The sequence below is a fragment of the Pseudonocardia sp. genome, from assembly GCF_050250275.1.
Taxonomy (GTDB): Bacteria; Actinomycetota; Actinomycetes; order Mycobacteriales; family Pseudonocardiaceae; genus Pseudonocardia.
The window spans coordinates 35,758-54,904 of sequence record NZ_JBFWOY010000023.1; the positions used below are offsets into that span (position 1 = coordinate 35,758).

Consider the following 19,147-nt stretch of genomic DNA (forward strand, 5'->3'; position numbering starts at 1 on the left):
CCCCCCTGCCTTCCTGGAGCCGCGCCCGTGCACCTCAAGAGCCTGACGCTGAAGGGCTTCAAGTCCTTCGCCTCGGCCACGACGTTGCGTCTCGAACCGGGCATCACGTGCGTCGTCGGGCCCAACGGCTCGGGCAAGTCCAACGTCGTCGACGCCATCAGCTGGGTGCTCGGCGAGCAGGGCGCGAAGGCGTTGCGCGGCGGGAAGATGGAGGACGTCATCTTCGCCGGCACGTCCGGCCGCGCGCCGCTGGGCCGCGCCGAGGTGACGCTGACGATCGACAACTCCGACGGCGCCCTGCCCATCGAGTACTCCGAGGTGTCGATCACGCGGCGAATGTTCCGCGACGGCGCGGGCGAGTACGAGATCAACGGCGCCCGCGCCCGCCTGCTCGACGTCCAGGAGCTGCTGAGCGACTCGGGCATCGGCCGGGAGATGCACGTCATCGTCGGGCAGGGCCAGCTCGACGGGGTGCTGCAGTCCAAGCCCGAGGACCGCCGCGCCTACATCGAGGAGGCCGCGGGCGTCCTCAAGCACCGCAAGCGCAAGGAGAAGGCGCTCCGCAAGCTCGACGCGATGCAGGCCAACCTGACCCGCCTCACCGACCTCACCGCGGAGCTGCGCCGCCAGCTCAAGCCGCTGGGCCGGCAGGCCGAGATCGCCCGGCGCGCACAGGCGGTGCAGTCGGAGCTGCGCGATGCCCGGCTGCGGATCGCCGCCGACGACCTCGTCGCCCTGCGCGACGCGCTGGCCCGAGAGGAGGCCGACGAGAACGCGGCCAGGGCCCGGCGCGCGGAGGTCGAGGAGGAGCTGCGCGTCGCCCGGGAGACGCAGGCCGAGCTGGAGGAGGCCCTCGCCGCCGACGCGCCGAGACTGGCTGCGGCGCAGGACGTCTGGTATCGGCTGTCGGCGCTCGCCGAGCGGCTGCGCGGCACCGTCCGGCTCGCCCAGGAACGGGCCCGCCACCTCGCCGACACCGCGGCCGCCGAGCGCGCCCCCGGCCGCGACCCCGACCTGCTCGACGCCGAGGCCGACGAGATCGCCGCCGAGGAGGAACTGCTCACCGAGGGGGTCTCCGAGGCCCGTACGCGGCTGGCCGAGATCCTGGAGGAGCGCACCGAGCACGAGCGCACCCTGCAGGCCGCCGAGCGTGCGCACCTCGCCGCGGTCAGGGCGCTCGCCGACCGCCGCGCCGGGATCGCGACGCTCGCCGGCAAGGCCGAGGCCCTGCGCACGGGTGCCGCCGCGACCGCCGACGAGATCGAACGGCTGTCCGAGGCCCTGGCCGAGGCGCAGGCCCGGACCGAGGAGGCCGCCGGCGAGCTGGAGGCCGCGCGGGAGAGCACCGGGGTCCTCGACGACGGCGACACCGGCCTGGGCGAGCGGCTCGCCGAGGCGGAGGCGGCCCGGGAGAGCGCGGCCGCCCGCGTCGCGGAGCTGGTGGCGCGCGAGCGTGAGGTCGAGCAGCAGCGGGCGCACTGGCGGGCGCGGGTCGACGCACTGTCGGTGGGCCTGGCGCGCAAGGACGGCACGGGCGCGCTGATCGGCACCGACGGTGTCCTCGGCGCCGTCTCGGGGCTGCTGACGGTCGACCCGTCGGCGCGGACGGCGATCGCCGCGGTCCTCGGCTCGCTTGCCGACGGGGTGGCCGTCGCCTCGCCCACAGACGCGGTGGCGTCGCTCCGGTCCTTGCGCGCGTCCGACTCGGGGAGCGCATCGATGCTGGTGGGCGGGGCATCCGCTCCTGAGAAGGCGGGGGAGCCGCCTGCCGGCCAGTGGGCGTCGTCGCTGGTCACCGCCTCCGGCCCGCTCGCCGGGACCATCGCCGCGCTGCTCGCCGACGTCGTCGTGGTCGACGACCTCGACGCCGCCCGCGCCGTCGTCGACACCCGGCCGTCGCTGACCGCGGTGACCGTCGACGGTGACGTGCTGTCCGCGACCCGGGCCCACGGCGGCTCCGGCGCGGCGTCGTCCGCGCTCGACGTGCAGGCCGCGATCGACGCCGCCGTCGAGTCCCGGGAGGCCGTCGAGCAGGAGCTCGCGCGGCTGCGCCCGGCCGTCGAGGGCGCCCGGTCGGAGGAGGCGTCGCGGTCGTCGGAGGTCGACGTGCTGCGCGGCGCGCTGCGCGAGGCCGAGGCCGGACGCACCGCGGCGACGGCCCAGCTGTCGCGGCTGGAACAGGTCGTCGCGTCCGCGGAGGCGGAGGCGCGGCGGACCCGGGAACGTCGCGACGCCGTCGAGGCCCGCCGCTCCGACGCCCTGCTCGCGCTGGAGGCCGCCGAGCACCAGCTCTCCATCGCCGAGGACGAACCGGTCGACGACGAGCCCGACACCGAGGTCCGCGACGCCGCCGCCGACGCGCTCGCCCACGCCCGCTCCGAGGAGGTCGAGGCCCGCCTCTCCCTGCGCACCGCCGAGGAACGTGCCCGCGCCATCGCCGGACGTGCCGAGTCGCTGCGGCGGCAGGCGTCGTCCGAACGGCAGGCACGCGCCCGCGCCGAGGCCGCCCGCGCCGACCGGGAACGCGGCGCCGTCGTCGCAGGGATCGTCATCGACGCAGGTCAGGGCGCTCTCGAACGCATCGACGCGTCCCTCGCCCTGGCCGCCGCCGAGCGCGACGAGATCGCCGCCGCGCGCGCCGGTCGCGAGGCAGCCCTGGCCGAGGCCCGGTCCACGAGCATGCGCCTCACCGGGCTGCTGGAGAAGCTGACCGACACCGTGCACCGCGACGAGGTGCTGCGCGCCCAGTCGCGGCTGCGCCTGGAGCAGCTCACCGAGAAGGTGCTCGCCGACCACGGCCTCGGCGTCGCCGATCTCGTGAACGAGTACGGCCCCGACGTGCCCGTGCCGCCGTCGGCCGCCGAGACCGCCGAGTACGAGGCGGCCCGCGACCGCGGCGAGGACGTCGTCGCGCCCCCGGCCATGCCCTTCGACCGGGCCACCCAGGAGCGCCGGCTCAAGCGGGCCGAGAAGGACCTGTCGCTGCTGGGCAAGGTCAACCCGCTCGCGCTGGAGGAGTTCGCCGCGCTGGAGGAGCGCTACCGCTTCCTGTCCACCCAGCTCGAGGACCTCAAGAACACCCGCCGCGACCTGCTCACCGTCGTCCAGGAGGTCGACGACAAGATCCTCGAGGTCTTCGCCGCGGCCTACCACGACGTCGCCCGCGAGTTCGAGACCGTCTTCGCGACGCTGTTCCCCGGCGGCGACGGCCGCCTCGTCCTCACCGACCCCGACGACCTGCTGACGACGGGTATCGAGGTCGAGGCCCGCCCGCCCGGCAAGAAGGTCAAGCGGCTCTCGCTGCTGTCCGGCGGGGAGCGGTCGCTGACGGCGATGGCGCTGCTCGTCGCGATCTTCCGCGCCCGCCCGTCGCCGTTCTACGTGCTCGACGAGATCGAGGCCGCCCTCGACGACGTCAACCTCCGCCGGCTCATCTCCCTGATGGAGGAGCTGCGGGCCACGAGCCAGCTCATCGTCATCACCCACCAGAAGCCGACGATGGAGGTCGCCGACGCCCTCTACGGCGTCTCGATGCGCGGCGACGGCATCACGACGGTCATCTCGCAGCGGCTGCGCCCCGCATCGTGACGGTGCGGGAGGCATGACAGGCTGAGCCGGTGACGACAACCCTCTGGATCGTCGTGGCCGTTGTCGCGGCAGTGCTGCTGATCGCGCTCGTCCTCGGGCTGGTGGTCGGGAAGCGCAGGCGCATCAGCCTGCGCGACGCCGAGCAGGTCGAGGGCGGCTCGACGACGGAGGTGAAGGCCCCGCCGAAGGGCGGTTCCTACCAGGCCAGCGGCGGGTTCAGCTTCTCATCGGGTACCGCGACGGCACCCAAGCCCCCGGCCGCCGCCGATGCCCCGGCCGCCGATGCCCCGGCCGCCGACGCGCCTGCCGCCGGCGCGCCTGCGGTCGACAAGCCTGCCGCCGACAAGCCTGCTGCCGACTCGCCTGCGGGTGAGTCGCCCAGGACCGCCGAGCCCCCCGTCGCCGACACCGCCGACGACGTCCGGACCCCACCCGGTGGCATCCCTGCCGCCGGGACGGCCACCGAGGCCCGCACGCCCCCGGACGGGTTCCCCGCGGTCCCGCGCGGCGCCCCGAACGAGGTCCCGACCCCGCCACGCGGCACCCCCGCGGTCGCCCGGCCCCCGGCCACGCCCGCGACGGCCGAGCCGGATTCGGCGACAGCGCCGGAGACGGCGGCCGGGCCGGAAACGGCGACCGCGCCGGATGCCGGGGACCGTGCGCCGGCCGCCGCTGCGGGCGCCGCCGCCGCCGCTGCGGGCACCGCCGCGCCGGCCGAGGAGAAGCCCCCCGGCGAGGCACCCGGCGAGGCACCGGGCGAGGCACCGGCCGACGAGAAGCCGCCGGCCGAACCCGTCGCGACCGCGCCGCCCGCGCCGCCGGTCGAGGCCCCGGCCCCGGCCGCGCCGACCGCACCTGCCGACGAGATCGCGCCGACGGCCGGCCGCCTCGAACGCCTCCGCGGCCAGTTGTCCCGATCACGCTCGGCGTTCGGGCAGAGCCTGCTGGGCCTGCTCGGTGCCGGTGAGCTCGACGAGGACTCCTGGGAGGACGTCGAGGCGACGCTCCTGCAGGCCGACCTCGGCCCCGAGATGACCGCCGAGCTCGTCGAGACGCTGCGCACCGAGATCGCCACCCGCGGCGTCCGCACCCCCGACCAGGCCCGCGCGCTGCTGCGGGACGTCCTGACCACGGCGCTCGACCCGGCCGTCGACCGCTCCGTCGCCGCCCTCCCGCACGACGGGCGGCCCGCGGTCCTGCTCATCGTCGGCGTCAACGGCACCGGCAAGACCACGACCACCGGGAAGCTGGCACGGGTCCTGGTCGCCGACGGACGGCACGTCGTCCTGGGCGCCGCGGACACCTTCCGTGCTGCCGCCGCCGAACAGCTCACGACGTGGGGCGAGCGCGCCGGTGCAGCCGTCGTCCGGGGCCCCGAGGGCGGCGACCCCGCGAGTGTCGCGTTCGACGCCGTCAAGCGGGGCACCGCCGACGGCGCCGACGCGGTGCTGCTCGACACCGCCGGCCGGCTGCACACCAAGACCGGCCTGATGGACGAGCTGGGCAAGGTCAAGCGCGTCGTGGAGAAGCAGGCCGAGGTCGACGAGGTGCTGCTCGTCCTCGACGCCACGACCGGGCAGAACGGGCTGACGCAGGCCCGGGTGTTCGGCGACGTCGTGAAGGTGACGGGGATCGTCCTCACCAAGCTCGACGGCACCGCGAAGGGCGGCATCGTCTTCCGGGTGCAGCGCGAGCTGGGTGTGCCGGTGAAGCTGGTGGGCCTCGGCGAGGGCCCCGACGACCTCGCCCCGTTCGAGCCCGGCGCGTTCGTCGACGCCCTGCTGGCCTGACCACCCACTGCGCGCAACCTCACAGCTGCCCCGGGGCGGCGCGACAGCGGTGAGGTTGCGCGCGGGCTGTCGGGCGCAACCTCACAGCTGCCCCGGGGCCCGGGTACTGCAGCGCCGGTGTCGTGACCTGCGCGTGACCATTCTGTCGCTCGATCGGGTGATGCAGTGAGCCCCGCCACGCGGTAATCCGCTTGTAACGCGGGCGGGCGGTCCGTTCACCGTCGCGAAACCTCCGGCGGCGCCCGCCGAAACACGGCACTCCCAGGATTCCGTCACCTGCCGCACCACGAGCGGCGTAGACGGGAGGGAGTTCCGTGCCTGACACCGGCGATACCGCATGGATGCTCGCCAGCTCCGCGCTGGTGCTGCTCATGACACCAGGGCTGGCGTTCTTCTACGGCGGAATGGTCCGCAGCAAGAGCGTCCTGAACATGATGATGATGAGCATCTCCTCGCTCGGCCTCGTCGGCGTGCTCTGGGTGCTCTACGGGTACTCCGTGGCGTTCGGCAACGACGTCGGCGGCGGCCTGCTCGGCAACCCGGCGCAGTACGCAGGCCTCAAGGGCCTCTTCGGCGGGACCTACCTCGCCACCGACGGCGGACCGCCGGTCGACATCCCGCTGGTCGGCACGATCCCCGCGACGGTGTTCGTCGCGTTCCAGGCCATGTTCGCGATCATCACGGTCGCGCTGATCTCGGGTGCCGCCGCCGACCGGTTGCGGTTCGGTCCGTGGCTGGTCTTCGCGGGCCTGTGGGCGACGATCGTGTACTTCCCCGTCGCGCACTGGGTGTTCTCCTTCGACGGTGGGACCGCGGAGACGGGCGGCTGGATCGCCAACTCGCTCAAGGCGGTCGACTTCGCCGGTGGCACCGCGGTCCACATCAACGCGGGTGCGGCGGCGCTGGCGCTGTGCCTGGTCCTGGGCAAGCGGCGCGGCTGGCCGAAGGAGCCGATGCGCCCGCACAACCTGACGCTGGTCATGCTCGGCGCCGGTCTGCTCTGGTTCGGCTGGTTCGGGTTCAACGCGGGTTCCGCGGTCGGTTCCAACGGCGTGTCCGGCATCACGTTCGTCAACACCCTGGTGGCGACGTCGGCGGCGATGCTGGCCTGGCTGCTGGTGGAGCGGCTGCGTGACGGCAAGCCGACGAGCCTGGGTGCGGCGTCGGGTGTGGTGGCCGGTCTGGTCGCCATCACGCCGTCGTGTTCGGCGGTCTCGCCGCTGGGCGCCATCGCGCTCGGTGCCATCGCCGGTGCGGTGTGTGCGCTGGCCGTGGGCCTGAAGTACCGTCTCGGCTTCGACGACTCCCTCGACGTCGTCGGCGTCCACCTGGTCGGCGGTCTCGTCGGCACCATCCTGGTCGGCTTCTTCGCCACCTCGGCGGCCCCCGCGGGTGTCGACGGCCTGTTCTACGGCGGCGGTCTGGACCAGCTGTGGCGCCAGGCGGTCGGCGGCTTCGCGGTGCTGGCGTTCAGCTTCGTCGTCAGCATGATCATCGCCTACATCGTGAAGGCCGTCTTCGGCCTGCGCGTCACCCCCGAGGCGGAGGTCCACGGCATCGACGAGAGCGAGCACGCGGAGACCGGCTACGACTTCGCCGGCCTGCGCGGCGGCGGCGGCCTGGGCACCCCGCGCCCCGACGCGGCGACCGCCGCGGCGGCCGAGCACGTGCCGGCCGGTGCCGGTAAGGAGGGCTGAGCGCGATGAAGCTGGTCACGGCGATCATCAAGCCGTTCGTGCTGGAGGACGTGAAGGGCGCGCTGGAGCAGATCGGCGTGCTGGGCATGACGGTCAGCGAGGTCCAGGGCTACGGCCGGCAGAAGGGCCACACCGAGGTCTACCGCGGCGCGGAGTACTCGGTGGACTTCGTGCCGAAGGTCCGCGTGGAGGTCGTCGCCGACGATGCGCTGGCCGAGAAGGTCGTCGACGCGGTGATCGAGTCGGCCCGCACCGGCAAGATCGGTGACGGGAAGGTGTGGACGACGCCGGTCGAGTCGGTGGTCCGGGTCCGCACCGGCGAACGCGGCACCGACGCCGTCTGAGAGTTCGAACGACCCGGGGCCCGTCGCACCGCCGCGACGGGCCCCGGGTTCGTCGGTGAGGGGGCGGGATGCAGTTGGTGACGGCCGTGGTCAAGCCGTTCGCGCTCGACGACGTGCGGGCCGCGCTGGCAGCGTTGGGCGTGGAGTCGACGACGGTCGCGGAGGTGTCGGGGTTCGGGCGCCAGCGCGGCCACACCGAGGTCTACCGGGGCGCGGACTACCGGCTGGACTTCGTGCCGAAGGTCCGGGTGGACGTGGTCGTGGAGGACGCGATGGCCGAGACGGTCGTCGAGGCGGTGGTCCGGGCGGCACGCTCGGGCCGGATCGGCGACGGCAAGGTATGGGTGTCGCGGCTGGACCGGGCCCACGGGCCGGACACGGCCGGGCCCCAGGACGGGGCGGGGGGTGGACGAGCGTGACGGGACCGGCGTCGGCCGAGGACCTGGTCAAGGCCCGGGGGGTGCTGCTGGAACCGGTCGACGGCAGACGGCGGCTGGCTCCGGAGGCGTTGCGGACCGCCCTGGTCGACCTGCACGATTTCTGGCTCGCCGGGCGGGCCGCGGCCCTCGGGATCGGCGGCACGGGATCCGGCATCGCGCTGGCGGCGGTCGGGGCGCTGGGGCGCCGTGAGCTGGCGCCGCACTCCGACCTCGACCTGGTGCTGCTGCACGAGGCCCGCACCGACGTCGACCGGACGGCCGAGCAGATCTGGTACCCGCTGTGGGACGCCGGGATCGGTCTCGACCACTCCGTGCGCACCCCCGGGCAGGCGGTGCAGGTCGCGGCCACCGACCTGCGGGCCGCGTTCGGCCTGCTGGAGCTGCGCCACATCGCCGGCGACGGCGAGCTGACCGACCGCGTCCACAGCGCCGTCCGGACGGCGTGGCGCTCGGGCATCCGCGGTCGCTTCGACGAGATCGCCGACGGTGCCTCCGACCGCTGGCGGCGCAACGGTGACGTCGCCCACCGGGTCGAGCCGGACCTGAAGAACGGTCACGGCGGGCTGCGCGACGTCCAGCTCGTGGACGCGCTCGCCGCCGCCCAGCTGCTCGACCGTCCGGCCGCCGACGTCGCCGCCGCGCGGATGCTGCTGCTCGACGTCCGCACCGAGCTGCACCGCCTCGCCGGCCGTGCCCGCGACGTGCTGCGCGCCCAGGACGCCGACGAGGTCGCGACGACCCTGGAGATGGGTGACCGGTTCGAGCTGGCCAGGGCCCTGTCGGGGGCGGCGCGAGCGGTCGCGTTCGCCGCCGAGGTGGGGCTGCGCTCGGCGCGGGCGGCGTTGCCGCGCAAGGGTTTGGCGGCGTTGCGCCGCCCGCCGGTGCGCCGGCCGCTGGACTCGGGCGTCGTCGAGCACATGGGTGAGGTCGTGCTGGCCCGCGACGCGAGCGCGGCGCGCGACCCCGCGCTCGTACTGCGGGTGGCCGCGACCGCCGCGCGGACCGGGCTGCCGGTGGCGGCGTCGACGCTGCACCGGCTGTCGGAGACGGCGCCCGAGCTCAAGGAGCCGTGGCCGCGTGACGCCCTCGGCGAGCTGTTGTCGTTGCTCGGCACCGGGCGCGGCATGATCGACGTCGTCGAGGCGATGGACCGCACCGGCCTGTGGGGGCGGCTGCTGCCCGAGTGGGGCGTGGTGCGCGACCTGCCGCCACGCGACCGGGCCCACGTGTGGACGGTCGACCGGCACCTGGTGGAGGCGTGCGCGCAGTCGGCCCGGCTCACGACCCGCGTCGGGCGCCCCGACCTGCTGCTGGTGGGGGCGTTGCTGCACGACATCGGGAAGGGCCGCGGCGCCGACCACTCCGTCGTCGGCGCCGAGCTGGCCCGCCAGATCGGGCACCGGCTCGGCTTCCCGGCCGCCGACGTCGAGATCCTCGGCGAGCTGGTGCGCCACCATCTGCTGCTGCCGCACACCGCGACCCGCCGCGACCTCGACGACCCCGCGACCGTCGAACGGGTCGTCGACACCCTCGGCGGCCCGGGTGGGCGGTCGTCGACGCTGCTGCTCGACCTGCTCGCCGCACTCGCCGAGGCCGACTCCCTCGCCACGGGACCCGGGGTGTGGAGCCCGTGGAAGCAGCGGCTGATCGGCGATCTCACGCAGCGCGCGCGGGCGCTGATGGCGGGCGAGCCGCTGCCGCGGCCGGCGGAGCTGGGCGCCGACGCCCGCGCGCTCGCCGCCGCGGTCCGGGCCGACGGGAAACCGCAGGTCAGCATCACCGGCGACCGGCCGGCGTCGGTCGCCGTCGCGATGCCGCACGGCCCCGGCACCCTCGCCGCGGCCGCCGGGGTCCTCGCCCTGCACTCCCTGGAGGTGCACGCCGCCGAGATCCACGCGGCGGCGGACCCGTCCGGAGACGTCGTCGTCCACGAGTTCACCGTGACGCCCCGGTTCGGGTCGATGCCCGACCCGGCGCTCGTCCGCGGCGACCTCGTCCGCGTCGTGGCGGGGTCGTTGTCGCTGCCGGAGGCGTTGGCGCGCAAGGAACGCGACTACGCGCCGGCGCATCCCGACCCCGACGCGCCCGCGCCCCGCGTCCTCTGGTTCGACGACGAGGCCAGCGGCGGCGTCGTCCTCGAGCTGCGCGGGACCGACCGGATCGGGCTGCTGCACCGGGTCGCGTCGGCACTGGAGCAGGAGTGCGGGCTGGACCTGCGCTGGGCGCGGGTGTCGACGCTCGGCGCGTCCGTCGTCGACTCCTTCGGGGTGTCGGGCCCCGGCCCGGGTGGGGCCCTCGCCCCCGACCGGCGCGCCGCGGTGGAACATGCGGTACTGACCGCCGCGGGCTGAGCCGCGGCCCGAGCACCCCGGGAGAGCCCACATGATGCTCGTGACCGCGATCGTCAAACCCTTCGCGCTGGCCGACGTCCAGGCGCAGCTGGAGCGGCTCGGCGTCCTCGGGATGACCGTGTCCGAGGCCCAGGGCTTCGGCCGGCAGAAGGGCCACACCGAGGTCTACCGGGGTGCGGAGTACTCCGTCGACTTCGTCCCGAAGGTGCGCATCGAGGTCCTCGTCGACGACGAGCACGCCGACCGGGTCGTCGACGCGATCGTCGCCGGGGCCCGGACCGGCCGGATCGGCGACGGCAAGATCTGGACGACGCGGGTCGACACCGTGGTGCGGGTGCGGACGGGGGAGCGCGGGCCCGACGCCGTGTGAGGGGTAATGGTCGCTATGACGGCTGTCACCGCGCACGACCTCTCGCGCGGCCCGGAGTGTGAACCTCCTGTGGCGGGTCGGATTCCCGGAACGAGTCGGACAGGCCGGACGTTGGCTCGCCATGACCGCGTCGCTCGCGCCCGTCCGGATCACCGCGCCCGGCCGCACCCTCGTGCTGGTCGCCGGGCTGCCCGGGGCCGGCAAGTCGACGCTGCTCGCAGGCCTCCTGCCCGCCGCCGACGTCGCCGTGCTCGACTCTCAGCGCCACCGCTCGGCCGCCGCGGCGACCGGGCTGCCCTACGGCGTCGTCCGCCCCCTGGTGCACCTCGCCCACCGCGCGCTCGTCGTCGCCGCCGCGCTCGGGGACACGGCATGCGTCGTCGTCCACCTGCCCGCCACCCGCCCCGGCCTGCGCAGAGCCGTCCGCGGCCTGGCCCGCCTGACCGGCCGCGACGCGCACCTCGTCTGGGTCGACGCCGAGCCCACGGAGGCGCTGCGCGGCCAGCACGACCGGGGCCGCACCGTCCGCGCCGAGGCGTTCGAACGCCACGTCGGGGACGCCGCCGGGCTGGCCGAACGGCTGCGCACCGGGGCCGAGAACGGGGCCTGGACGTCGGTCCGCGTGGTCGACCGCGCCGACACGGCCGGCGGCCTGCAGGTGGACACCACACCCGTCGCGGCCGCCAAGTAGGGTCGCAGGGGTGTTCGACACCCTCTCCGATCGCCTCGGCGCGGCACTGTCCGGTCTCCGCGGCAAGGGCCGGCTCTCCGAGGCCGACATCGACACCACCGCGCGCGAGATCCGCATCGCGCTGCTCGAGGCGGACGTCGCGCTGCCCGTGGTGCGAGCGTTCATCGCCCGGATCAAGGAGCGCGCCAAGGGCGCGGAGGTGTCCCAGGCGCTGAACCCGGCGCAACAGGTCGTCAAGATCGTCAACGAGGAGCTCATCGCGGTCCTCGGCGGCGAGACCCGGCGCATCGCGCTGGCCAAGGAGCCGCCGAGCGTCATCATGCTCGCCGGCCTGCAGGGCTCCGGTAAGACGACGCTCGCCGGCAAGCTCGCCCGCTGGCTCAAGGGCCAGGGCCACACGCCGCTGCTCGTCGCCTGCGACCTCCAGCGCCCCAACGCCGTCAACCAGCTCCAGATCGTCGGCGAGCGCGCCGGCGTCGTCACCTTCGCGCCCGAACCCGGCAACGGCGTGGGTGACCCCGTCGACGTCGCCCGCCGCGGCGTCGCCCACGCCCGCGACAAGATGTACGACGTCGTCATCGTCGACACCGCGGGCCGCCTGGGTGTCGACGCCGAGCTGATGCAGCAGGCCTCCGACATCCGCGACGCCGTCCGGCCCGACGAGACCCTCTTCGTCGTCGACGCCATGATCGGCCAGGACGCCGTCACCACGGCCGAGGCGTTCCGCGACGGCGTCGGCTTCACCGGTGTCGTGCTCACCAAGCTCGACGGCGACGCCCGCGGTGGCGCCGCGCTGTCGGTCCGCGAGGTCACCGGCCAGCCGATCCTCTTCGCCTCCAACGGCGAGAAGCTCGAGGACTTCGACGTCTTCCACCCCGACCGGATGGCCTCGCGCATCCTCGGGATGGGCGACCTGCTCACCCTCATCGAGCAGGCCGAACAGGTCTTCGACGCCGAGAAGGCGCAGGTCACCGCCGACAAGATCGGCAGCGGCGAGCTGACCCTCGAGGACTTCCTCGACCAGATGCTCGCCATCCGCAAGATGGGCCCGATCGGCAACATCCTGGGCATGCTCCCCGGCGCCAACTCCGCGCAGATGAAGGAAGCCCTCGCCCAGGTCGACGACAAGCAGCTCGACAAGCTGCAGGCCATCATCCGCGGCATGACCCCCGCCGAGCGCGACAACCCGAAGATCATCAACGGGTCGCGGCGGCTGCGCATCGCCAACGGCTCCGGCGTCGCCGTCAGCGACGTCAACGACCTGGTGAACCGCTTCTTCGAGGCGCGCAAGCAGATGAAGCAGATGGCCGGCCAGTTCGGCTTCGGCGGCGCGGCCGCCCGCCGGGTGTCGAAGACCCGCAAGGGCAAGAAGAACGCCAAGGGCCGCAAGGGCCCGACACCCGCCCGCAAGCCCGCCGGGTTCCCCGACATGTCCCAGCTGCCGCCGAGCCTGCAGCAGCTCCCGCCGGGCCTCGGAGGCGGACTCGACCAGCTGCCACCCGGGTTCGACCCGTCGAAGCTGAACTTCGGCAAGAAGAAGCCGTGACGGTCCCTGCGGCGGGATACCGCCTGCGCGGCGTCCTGCTGCCCGGCGGCGAGACCGGCGAGATCCACATCGACGGCGACGGCCGCATCGCCGCCGAGGGCACCGCAGGCGCCGAGACCCTCGTCGACAACGGCTGGATCCTGCCCGGCCTCGTCGACGCCCACTGCCACGTCGGCCTCGGCCCCGACGGCGGCGTCAGCCTCGACGAGGCCACCGAGCAGGCCCTCACCGACCGCGACACCGGCACCCTGCTGATCCGCGACTGCGGCTCACCCGTCGACACCACGCCCCTGCAGGCCCGCGACGACCTCCCCGAGATCATCCGCGCCGCCCGCCACCTCGCCCGCCCCAAGCGCTACATCTCCGGCATCTCCGTCGACCTCGACGACCCCGCCCTCCTGCCCGAGGCCGTCGCCGAACAGGCCGCCGCGGGCGACGGCTGGGTCAAGCTCGTCGGCGACTGGATCGACCGCGCCGAGGGCGACCTCGCCCCCCTCTGGCCCGACGACGTCCTCGCCGACGCCATCCAGGTCGCCCACGACGCCGGCGCCCGCGTCACCGCCCACGTCTTCGGCACCGACGCCCTGCCCGGCCTCATCGGCGCCGGCATCGACTGCATCGAACACGGCACCGGCCTCACCGACGACCTCATCGACGAGATGGCCCGCCGCGGCACCGCGCTGGTCCCGACGCTGATCAACGTCGACACCTTCCCCGAGATCGCCGACCGCGCCACCCGCTTCCCGACCTACGCCGCCCACATGCGCGACCTGCACCGCACCGCGGCCGACGTCGTCAGGCGGGCCGCCGAGGCCGGCGTCGCGATCTTCGCGGGCACCGACGCCGGCGGCGGTATCCGGCACGGTCGCATCGCCGACGAGATCGCCGCCCTCGCCGCCGCCGGGCACCCCGACCCGCTCGGCGCCGCCTCCTGGGCCGCGCGTGAGTGGCTCGGCCGGCCCGGCCTCACCCCCGGCGCACCCGCCGACCTGGTCGTCTACCGCGACGACCCGCGGGCCGACCTCACCGCCCTGCGCGAGCCCGTGCTGATCGTGCTCCGCGGACGCGTCGTCCACGCCGCCGCCTGAGCCGTTCCCCCGCCCGGGGGAGCGGTTGCCCGATCGTGCCCGCCCGGCGGCCCCGGGCGTCGTGACGCAGGTAGCGTCGAGTCGTGCGATCACCGGACGGCGACCCCCGGCCCGTACCCGGTCTCGCCGGGCCGCCCTCGGGAGGCCCCTGTGCGGGCTCCGACCAGCCCCGTGCCGACGACCTGCCGGCCGTCGCGGCTCCGGCAGCCGGGGCGGCTCCCGCCATCGAGCCGGAGGTCGGGCCGGCGGGGGATGCGGGCGCCGGGGCCGGGTCGGCCGCGGATGCCGGGGTCGGGTCGACCGCGGACGCGGTCGCCGGGGTCGGTTCTGCGGTGGGTCCGGGGGAGGTGCCGTCGGCGCCGCCGCCCGCGGCCCCGTCCGGTCCGGCCCCGTCCGGTCCGGCCCCGTCCGGTCCGGGGCCGTCGTATCCGGGACCGCTTCACCCGAGCCAGTCGTCTCCCGGGAACCCGGGACCGGGGTATCCCGGGCCACCTCCTCCCGGCCCGTCCTACCCAGGGCCGCCGTATCCCCAAGGCTCGTACCCAGGGCCGCCGTATCCCGGAGGCTCGTACCCAGGGCCGCCGTATCCCGGAGGCTCGTACCCAGGGTCGCCGTATCCCGGGGTCTCGTATCCCGTGGGCTCATATCCCGGGGCCGGGGCCGGGGCCGGGGCCGGGGCCTGGCCGTCCGGCCCGGACGGTGTGCCGCGCGTCGGGCCCGGCGTCATCGGGCCGCCACCGGTCCCGGTGGGCGGCCCGCCGCCCACCGGCCCGCCCACCCCCGGACCCCGCGCACCACATCGCTGGGGGTTCCCCACCTACCTGCTGGCCGAAGTCGTCTTCCTCGGCGTCTCCGCGCTGCTCGGCTGGCTGCTCGTCCGGGGGACGCAACCCGGCGTCGGCACCGTGGCGATCCTGCTCGGCCTCCCCACCCTGTGCGCGGCGACGATCGCCGTCGTCGCGACGGTCGTTCGCGGCAACGGCCCCCGCATCGACCTCGGTCTGCGCTTCTCCTGGCGCGACGTCGGCCTCGGGATCGCGTTCGGCGTCGGCGGCCTGGTCCTGAGCATCCCGGCCGCCCTCGTCTACATGGCGATCGTCGGCGCCGAGAACGCCAGCTCCGCCGTCGGCGACGTCTTTGAGAACCTCACCGCGAGCCCCGCCCAGGCGTTCCTCGTGTTCGCGCTCGTCGCGCTCGTCGCCCCGTTCTGCGAGGAGGTCGTCTACCGCGGCCTGCTGTGGGGCGCGATGGAGAAGCACGGCGCCAACCGGTGGGTGGCCTTCGCGTTGACGACGATCATCTTCGCCCTCGCCCACTTCGAGTTCACCCGCACGCCGCTGCTGCTGATCGTGGCGATCCCGATCGGCCTGGCCCGCGCCCTGACCGGCAACCTGACCGCCAGCATCGTCGCCCACCAGATCAACAACCTGCTCCCGGCGCTGGCCCTGGCGCTGTCGCTGATGGGTGCGCTGCCCGGAGCGGTCTGACCCGGGCGTACCTGCCCGGCGACGCATCTGGCAGAATGGCCGATCGGTCCCGTGGTCGGCCCCTCTCACCGTGCCGCGACCGCAGACGTCGAGTGACGCGCAGCCCGCAACCCCACGCGAGCAGCGCCGACTCATCGCAGCAGCACCGATCCGCGAGGAGCAGTTGGAAGCGTGGCCGTCAAGATCAAGCTGATGAGGCTGGGCAAGATCCGTCAGCCCTACTACCGCGTCGTCGTCGCCGATGCCCGTACCCGGCGCAGCGGGCGGGCGATCGAGACGATCGGCAAGTACCACCCCAAGAACGACCCGAGCCTGATCGAGATCGACTCGGAGCGCGCGCAGTACTGGCTGGGTGTCGGCGCGCAGCCGACCGAGTCGGTGCAGCACCTGCTCGAGATCACCGGCGACTGGCAGAAGTTCAAGGGCCTTCCCGGTGCCGAGGGCACCCTCAAGCCGCAGAAGGAGAAGGCCGACAAGCTGGCCCTCTTCCAGGCCGCCCTCGCGGCCGCGGGCGAGGAGCCGACCACCGAGGCCACCACGCCGAAGAAGAAGGCCGACAAGCGCCCGAAGGCCGAGGAGGCCGACGCGGCCGAGGCTGAGTCGACCGAGTCGTGAGCGTCCTGGCCGACGCTCTCGAGCACCTGGTCCGCGGCATCGTCGACCATCCGGAAGACGTGCGAGTCGACCTGGTGACCAACCGCCGTGGCCGGACCCTCGAGGTGCGCGTGCACCCCGAGGACCTCGGGAAGGTGATCGGCCGCGGCGGACGCACCGCGACCGCGTTGCGCACCGTCATGGGCGGGATCGGCGGCCGGGGCGTGCGGGTCGATGTCGTCGACACCGACAGGTAACACCGCGCCGGGGCCGACCCGTCTGCTGGTCGGTGTCGTCGTGCGGCCGCACGGACTTCGTGGCGAGCTCGTCGTCGAGGTGCGGACCGACTCCCCCGAGGAGCGGTTCGCCCCCGGCGCCGAGCTCGTCGCGCTTTCCGGGACCCGGCCGACCGGTGCGCCGGTGCCGCCGACGCTGACGGTCGTGTCCTCGCGCCCCCACTCGGGGCGCCTGCTCGTGACGTTCGCCGAGGCGCCCGACCGCGACGCCGCCGAGACCCTGCGGGGGATCCGGCTGCTCGTCGACGCGGCCGACCTCCCGCCCACCGACGACCCGGACGAGTTCCACGCCCACCAGCTCGAGGGCCTGCGGGCCGAGCTGGTGGACGGGACGGTCGTCGGGACGGTCAAGGAGATCGCCCACGGACCCGGCGGCGAGCTGCTGGTACTCACCCGGGCCGACCTGCCCGAGGCGCTGGTACCGTTCGTCACCGCGATCGTGCCCGTCGTCGACCTCGACGCCGGCAGGGTCGTGCTCGACCCACCTGAGGGCCTGCTCGATCCCTGATCCCCACACAGACCCGCGCACGACCGACCCGCGCACCACGAAGGGCCCGCCGGACTCCGGCGGGCCCTTCGCCGTGTCGGACCGTGCCGACGGTCCTGTGCTGACGGTCCTGTGCTGACGGGCCTGCGCTGAGGGGTCCCGTGCTGAGGGGTCCCGTGCTGAGGGGTCCGTGCTGAGGGTCGCCCTGTCGGGTCGCTCGCTGTCGGGTCGCGGCCGGGTCCGGGCCATGCAGGCCGAGGTCCGAACCGGTCGCAACCTCACTGCTGATGTCGAGCGCCACGGCAGCCGTGGGGTTGCGCGCGGTCGGTGTCCGTCGGCCGCCGTGCGGGCGGCCCCATCCGTCGTCAACTTTGGTTGACGTCGCCCTTGTCGTCAACGTAAGTTGACGGAATGACTGATGCGACGAGTGTCGCGGCGGCGGCGTCCAGTCGGGACCCGGCCGTGGGGTTGGTGGCGGTGGCCTCGCTGCGCGGGCTGCTGGACTCCCTGGAGGAGCTGCAGGTTCGCAACGCGCGCGACCAGGGCTGGTCGTGGCAGCAGATCGCCGAGGTGTTGCAGGTCAGCAAGCAGGCGGTGCACAAGAAGTACCGCCGGTACGGGTACTGAGGGGACGGCCATGTTCGAACGGTTCACCACCGGTGCGCGACGAGTCGTGGTCACCGCGCAGGAGGAGGCCCGGGACCGGCGGGCCGGTGCCATCCGCACCGAGCACCTGCTGCTCGGCCTCTACGCCGTCCCCGACTCGCTGGCCCTGCGACTGCTCGCCGAGCGGGGCGTCGACCGGGCCGAGGTCCTGGCCGACGTGGGCGAGCTGGGTGTCGACCTGACGAGCGAGCCGGACGCCGACGCGCTGGCGACGCTGGGAATCGACCTCGACGAGGTCCGCAGGCAGGTCGAGCAGGCCTTCGGGCCGGGGGCGCTGGAGCGGACGAGGGCCGGTCGGAGACGGCGTGAGCGCCGCGGCGGGCACATGGCGTTCCACGCCACGGCGAAGAAGGCGATGGAGCTGTCGCTGCGCGAGGCCCTGCGGCTCAAGCACCGGCACATCGGCACGGAACACGTGCTGCTCGCGTTGCTGCACCCGGGCATGGGTGCGGGGCACGACGTCCTCGCCCGCCGCGGCATCACCCTCGACGACATGAGGGCGGCGGTCGCGGCCGCGGGGGCCGGGGAGGCGAGTGGCTGAGGTGGTCCCGGGGGCCGCTCGTCGTGCGTCTCGTCGCCGGCGACCTCGGCGGCGGGTGCGGTCGCGTCGTGGGTCCCGGGCCGGTCGAGGGGGCGGCGGCGATCGTCCCGCGGTCGGTCGCCGCCCTCCGGCGCGGTGGGCCCGTGCGCCGTGCCGACGGTCGGTACCGCGCCCGGGGCACCGTTGTCGGCCGCGGAGCGCGGACGCGGGCCGGCCCCGTTCGCGCCGGGCCGATCGCCGACGGCACCACATCGCGAGGGCGCCGGGGGAGGACCGTTCGCCGCTGGTCGCCGCGCGACCCGAACGCCTACCGGGCTCCTCCTCGGTTCGTCCGCCGGGACGGATGCGAGGATCCCGCCGGTGCGGATCGACGTCGTCACCATCTTTCCCGGCTACCTCGCCCCTTTGCGGGAGGCGTTGCTGGGTCGGGCGATCGGGGCAGGCCTGCTCGACCTCGCCGTCCACGACCTGCGCGACTGGACCCACGACGTCCATCAGGCCGTCGACGACTCGCCTTACGGCGGTGGTCCCGGCATGGTGATGCGCCCGCAGGTGTGGGGGGACGCGCTCGACGCGGTCCTCGCCGCCGACGAGCGGCCTGCGCGGCTCGTCGTCCCGACCCCGGCGGGGCGACCCTTCACGCAGGTCGACGCACACGCCTATGCCGCCGAGGAGCGGCTGGTGTTCGCGTGCGGCCGCTACGAGGGGATCGACCAGCGCGTCGTCGACCACTACGCCGGGTCGATGCCCGTCGACGAGGTCAGCATCGGCGACTACGTGCTGGTCGGGGGCGAGGTCGCGGTGCTGGTGGTCGTCGAGGCCGTGGCGCGCCTGCTGCCCGGCGTGCTGGGCAACCCGCGGTCGGCGGCGGAGGACTCGTTCTCCGACGGGCTGCTCGAAGGTCCGTCCTACACGCGGCCCGAGGTGTGGCGCGACCGCCCGGTTCCGGACGTCCTGCGCAGCGGCAACCACGGCGCCATCGCGCGCTGGCGGCGCGATCGCGCGCTGGAACGGACCGCGGCCCGCCGCCCCGACCTGCTCGCGGCGCTCCCCGGCGACGCCCTCGACAAGGCGGACCGTGCCCTGCTGGAGGCGTTGGCGCCCAAGCCGTCCGACGGCCCCGAAGGCGGCTGACGGCCACCGGTGTCACCCCCGTGGAGGGCGTCTGGCA

General features: G+C 74.6%; 17 protein-coding genes and 1 pseudogene. All 18 read left to right on the forward strand.

Annotated features, from left to right (window positions below; all coding sequences use genetic code 11):
• Nucleotides 1–27: 27 nt before the first annotated feature.
• Nucleotides 28–3,588 carry a chromosome segregation protein SMC gene (gene smc, locus AB7F12_RS20520; RefSeq protein ID WP_428500232.1) on the forward strand — a complete coding sequence of 1,187 codons (3,561 nt, stop codon included), beginning with the start codon at nt 28–30 and terminating at the stop codon, nt 3,586–3,588.
• A gap of 29 nt (nt 3,589–3,617) precedes the next feature.
• Nucleotides 3,618–5,378 carry a signal recognition particle-docking protein FtsY gene (ftsY, locus tag AB7F12_RS20525; RefSeq protein ID WP_428500233.1) on the forward strand — a complete coding sequence of 587 codons (1,761 nt, stop codon included), beginning with the start codon at nt 3,618–3,620 and terminating at the stop codon, nt 5,376–5,378.
• A 341-nt stretch (nt 5,379–5,719) separates the two neighbouring features.
• Nucleotides 5,720–7,075: an ammonium transporter gene (locus AB7F12_RS20530; protein WP_428500245.1), complete on the forward strand. Its 1,356-nt coding sequence runs from the start codon at nt 5,720–5,722 to the stop codon at nt 7,073–7,075.
• Nucleotides 7,076–7,080: 5 nt separating this feature from the next.
• Complete coding sequence (locus AB7F12_RS20535) at nt 7,081–7,419, forward strand: P-II family nitrogen regulator (protein WP_428500234.1); 339 nt, start codon at nt 7,081–7,083, stop codon at nt 7,417–7,419.
• Between the two features lie 68 nt (nt 7,420–7,487).
• Nucleotides 7,488–7,838 carry a P-II family nitrogen regulator gene (locus tag AB7F12_RS20540; RefSeq protein ID WP_428500235.1) on the forward strand — a complete coding sequence of 117 codons (351 nt, stop codon included), beginning with the start codon at nt 7,488–7,490 and terminating at the stop codon, nt 7,836–7,838.
• A complete protein-coding gene (locus AB7F12_RS20545; RefSeq protein WP_428516772.1) occupies nt 7,760–10,210 on the forward strand; it encodes a [protein-PII] uridylyltransferase in 2,451 nt (816 codons plus the stop codon). Before AB7F12_RS20540 ends, AB7F12_RS20545 begins: the two co-directional genes overlap by 79 nt.
• A 31-nt stretch (nt 10,211–10,241) precedes the next feature.
• Nucleotides 10,242–10,580 carry a P-II family nitrogen regulator gene (locus AB7F12_RS20550; RefSeq protein ID WP_428500237.1) on the forward strand — a complete coding sequence of 113 codons (339 nt, stop codon included), beginning with the start codon at nt 10,242–10,244 and terminating at the stop codon, nt 10,578–10,580.
• Nucleotides 10,581–10,701: 121 nt separating this feature from the next.
• Nucleotides 10,702–11,271 carry an AAA family ATPase gene (locus AB7F12_RS20555; protein ID WP_428500238.1) on the forward strand — a complete coding sequence of 190 codons (570 nt, stop codon included), beginning with the start codon at nt 10,702–10,704 and terminating at the stop codon, nt 11,269–11,271.
• A gap of 10 nt (nt 11,272–11,281) precedes the next feature.
• Complete coding sequence (ffh, locus tag AB7F12_RS20560; RefSeq protein WP_428500239.1) at nt 11,282–12,817, forward strand: signal recognition particle protein; 1,536 nt, start codon at nt 11,282–11,284, stop codon at nt 12,815–12,817.
• Nucleotides 12,814–13,905, forward strand: a complete 1,092-nt coding sequence (locus tag AB7F12_RS20565; protein ID WP_428500240.1) for an amidohydrolase family protein — start codon at nt 12,814–12,816, stop codon at nt 13,903–13,905. Before ffh ends, AB7F12_RS20565 begins: the two co-directional genes overlap by 4 nt.
• Before the next feature lie 701 nt (nt 13,906–14,606).
• A complete protein-coding gene (locus tag AB7F12_RS20570) occupies nt 14,607–15,392 on the forward strand; it encodes a lysostaphin resistance A-like protein (protein ID WP_428500241.1) in 786 nt (261 codons plus the stop codon).
• Nucleotides 15,393–15,563: 171 nt separating this feature from the next.
• Nucleotides 15,564–16,007, forward strand: coding sequence for a 30S ribosomal protein S16 (gene rpsP / locus AB7F12_RS20575; RefSeq protein WP_428500242.1), 444 nt, complete (start codon nt 15,564–15,566; stop codon nt 16,005–16,007).
• Nucleotides 16,004–16,243 (forward strand): RNA-binding protein, encoded by a 240-nt coding sequence (locus tag AB7F12_RS20580; RefSeq protein ID WP_428501265.1) that lies wholly within the window; start codon nt 16,004–16,006, stop codon nt 16,241–16,243. Before rpsP ends, AB7F12_RS20580 begins: the two co-directional genes overlap by 4 nt.
• The gene (rimM, locus tag AB7F12_RS20585) at nt 16,221–16,790 is read left to right on the forward strand and encodes a ribosome maturation factor RimM (RefSeq protein ID WP_428501266.1); all 570 of its coding nucleotides are present in this window, start codon (nt 16,221–16,223) and stop codon (nt 16,788–16,790) included. The genes AB7F12_RS20580 and rimM overlap by 23 nt, the downstream gene beginning before the upstream one ends.
• 390 nt (nt 16,791–17,180) lie before the next feature.
• Nucleotides 17,181–17,396, forward strand: a complete 216-nt coding sequence (locus AB7F12_RS20590) for a helix-turn-helix domain-containing protein (protein ID WP_147115104.1) — start codon at nt 17,181–17,183, stop codon at nt 17,394–17,396.
• Between the two features lie 10 nt (nt 17,397–17,406).
• Nucleotides 17,407–17,535 (forward strand): annotated as a pseudogene (locus tag AB7F12_RS20595) (Clp protease N-terminal domain-containing protein); the annotation flags it as partial.
• Between the two features lie 255 nt (nt 17,536–17,790).
• Nucleotides 17,791–17,976, forward strand: a complete 186-nt coding sequence (locus AB7F12_RS20600) for a Clp protease N-terminal domain-containing protein (protein ID WP_428501285.1) — start codon at nt 17,791–17,793, stop codon at nt 17,974–17,976.
• Nucleotides 17,977–18,336: 360 nt separating this feature from the next.
• A complete protein-coding gene (trmD, locus tag AB7F12_RS20605) occupies nt 18,337–19,110 on the forward strand; it encodes a tRNA (guanosine(37)-N1)-methyltransferase TrmD (RefSeq protein WP_428501267.1) in 774 nt (257 codons plus the stop codon).
• The last annotated feature ends 37 nt before the right edge of the window (nt 19,111–19,147 follow it).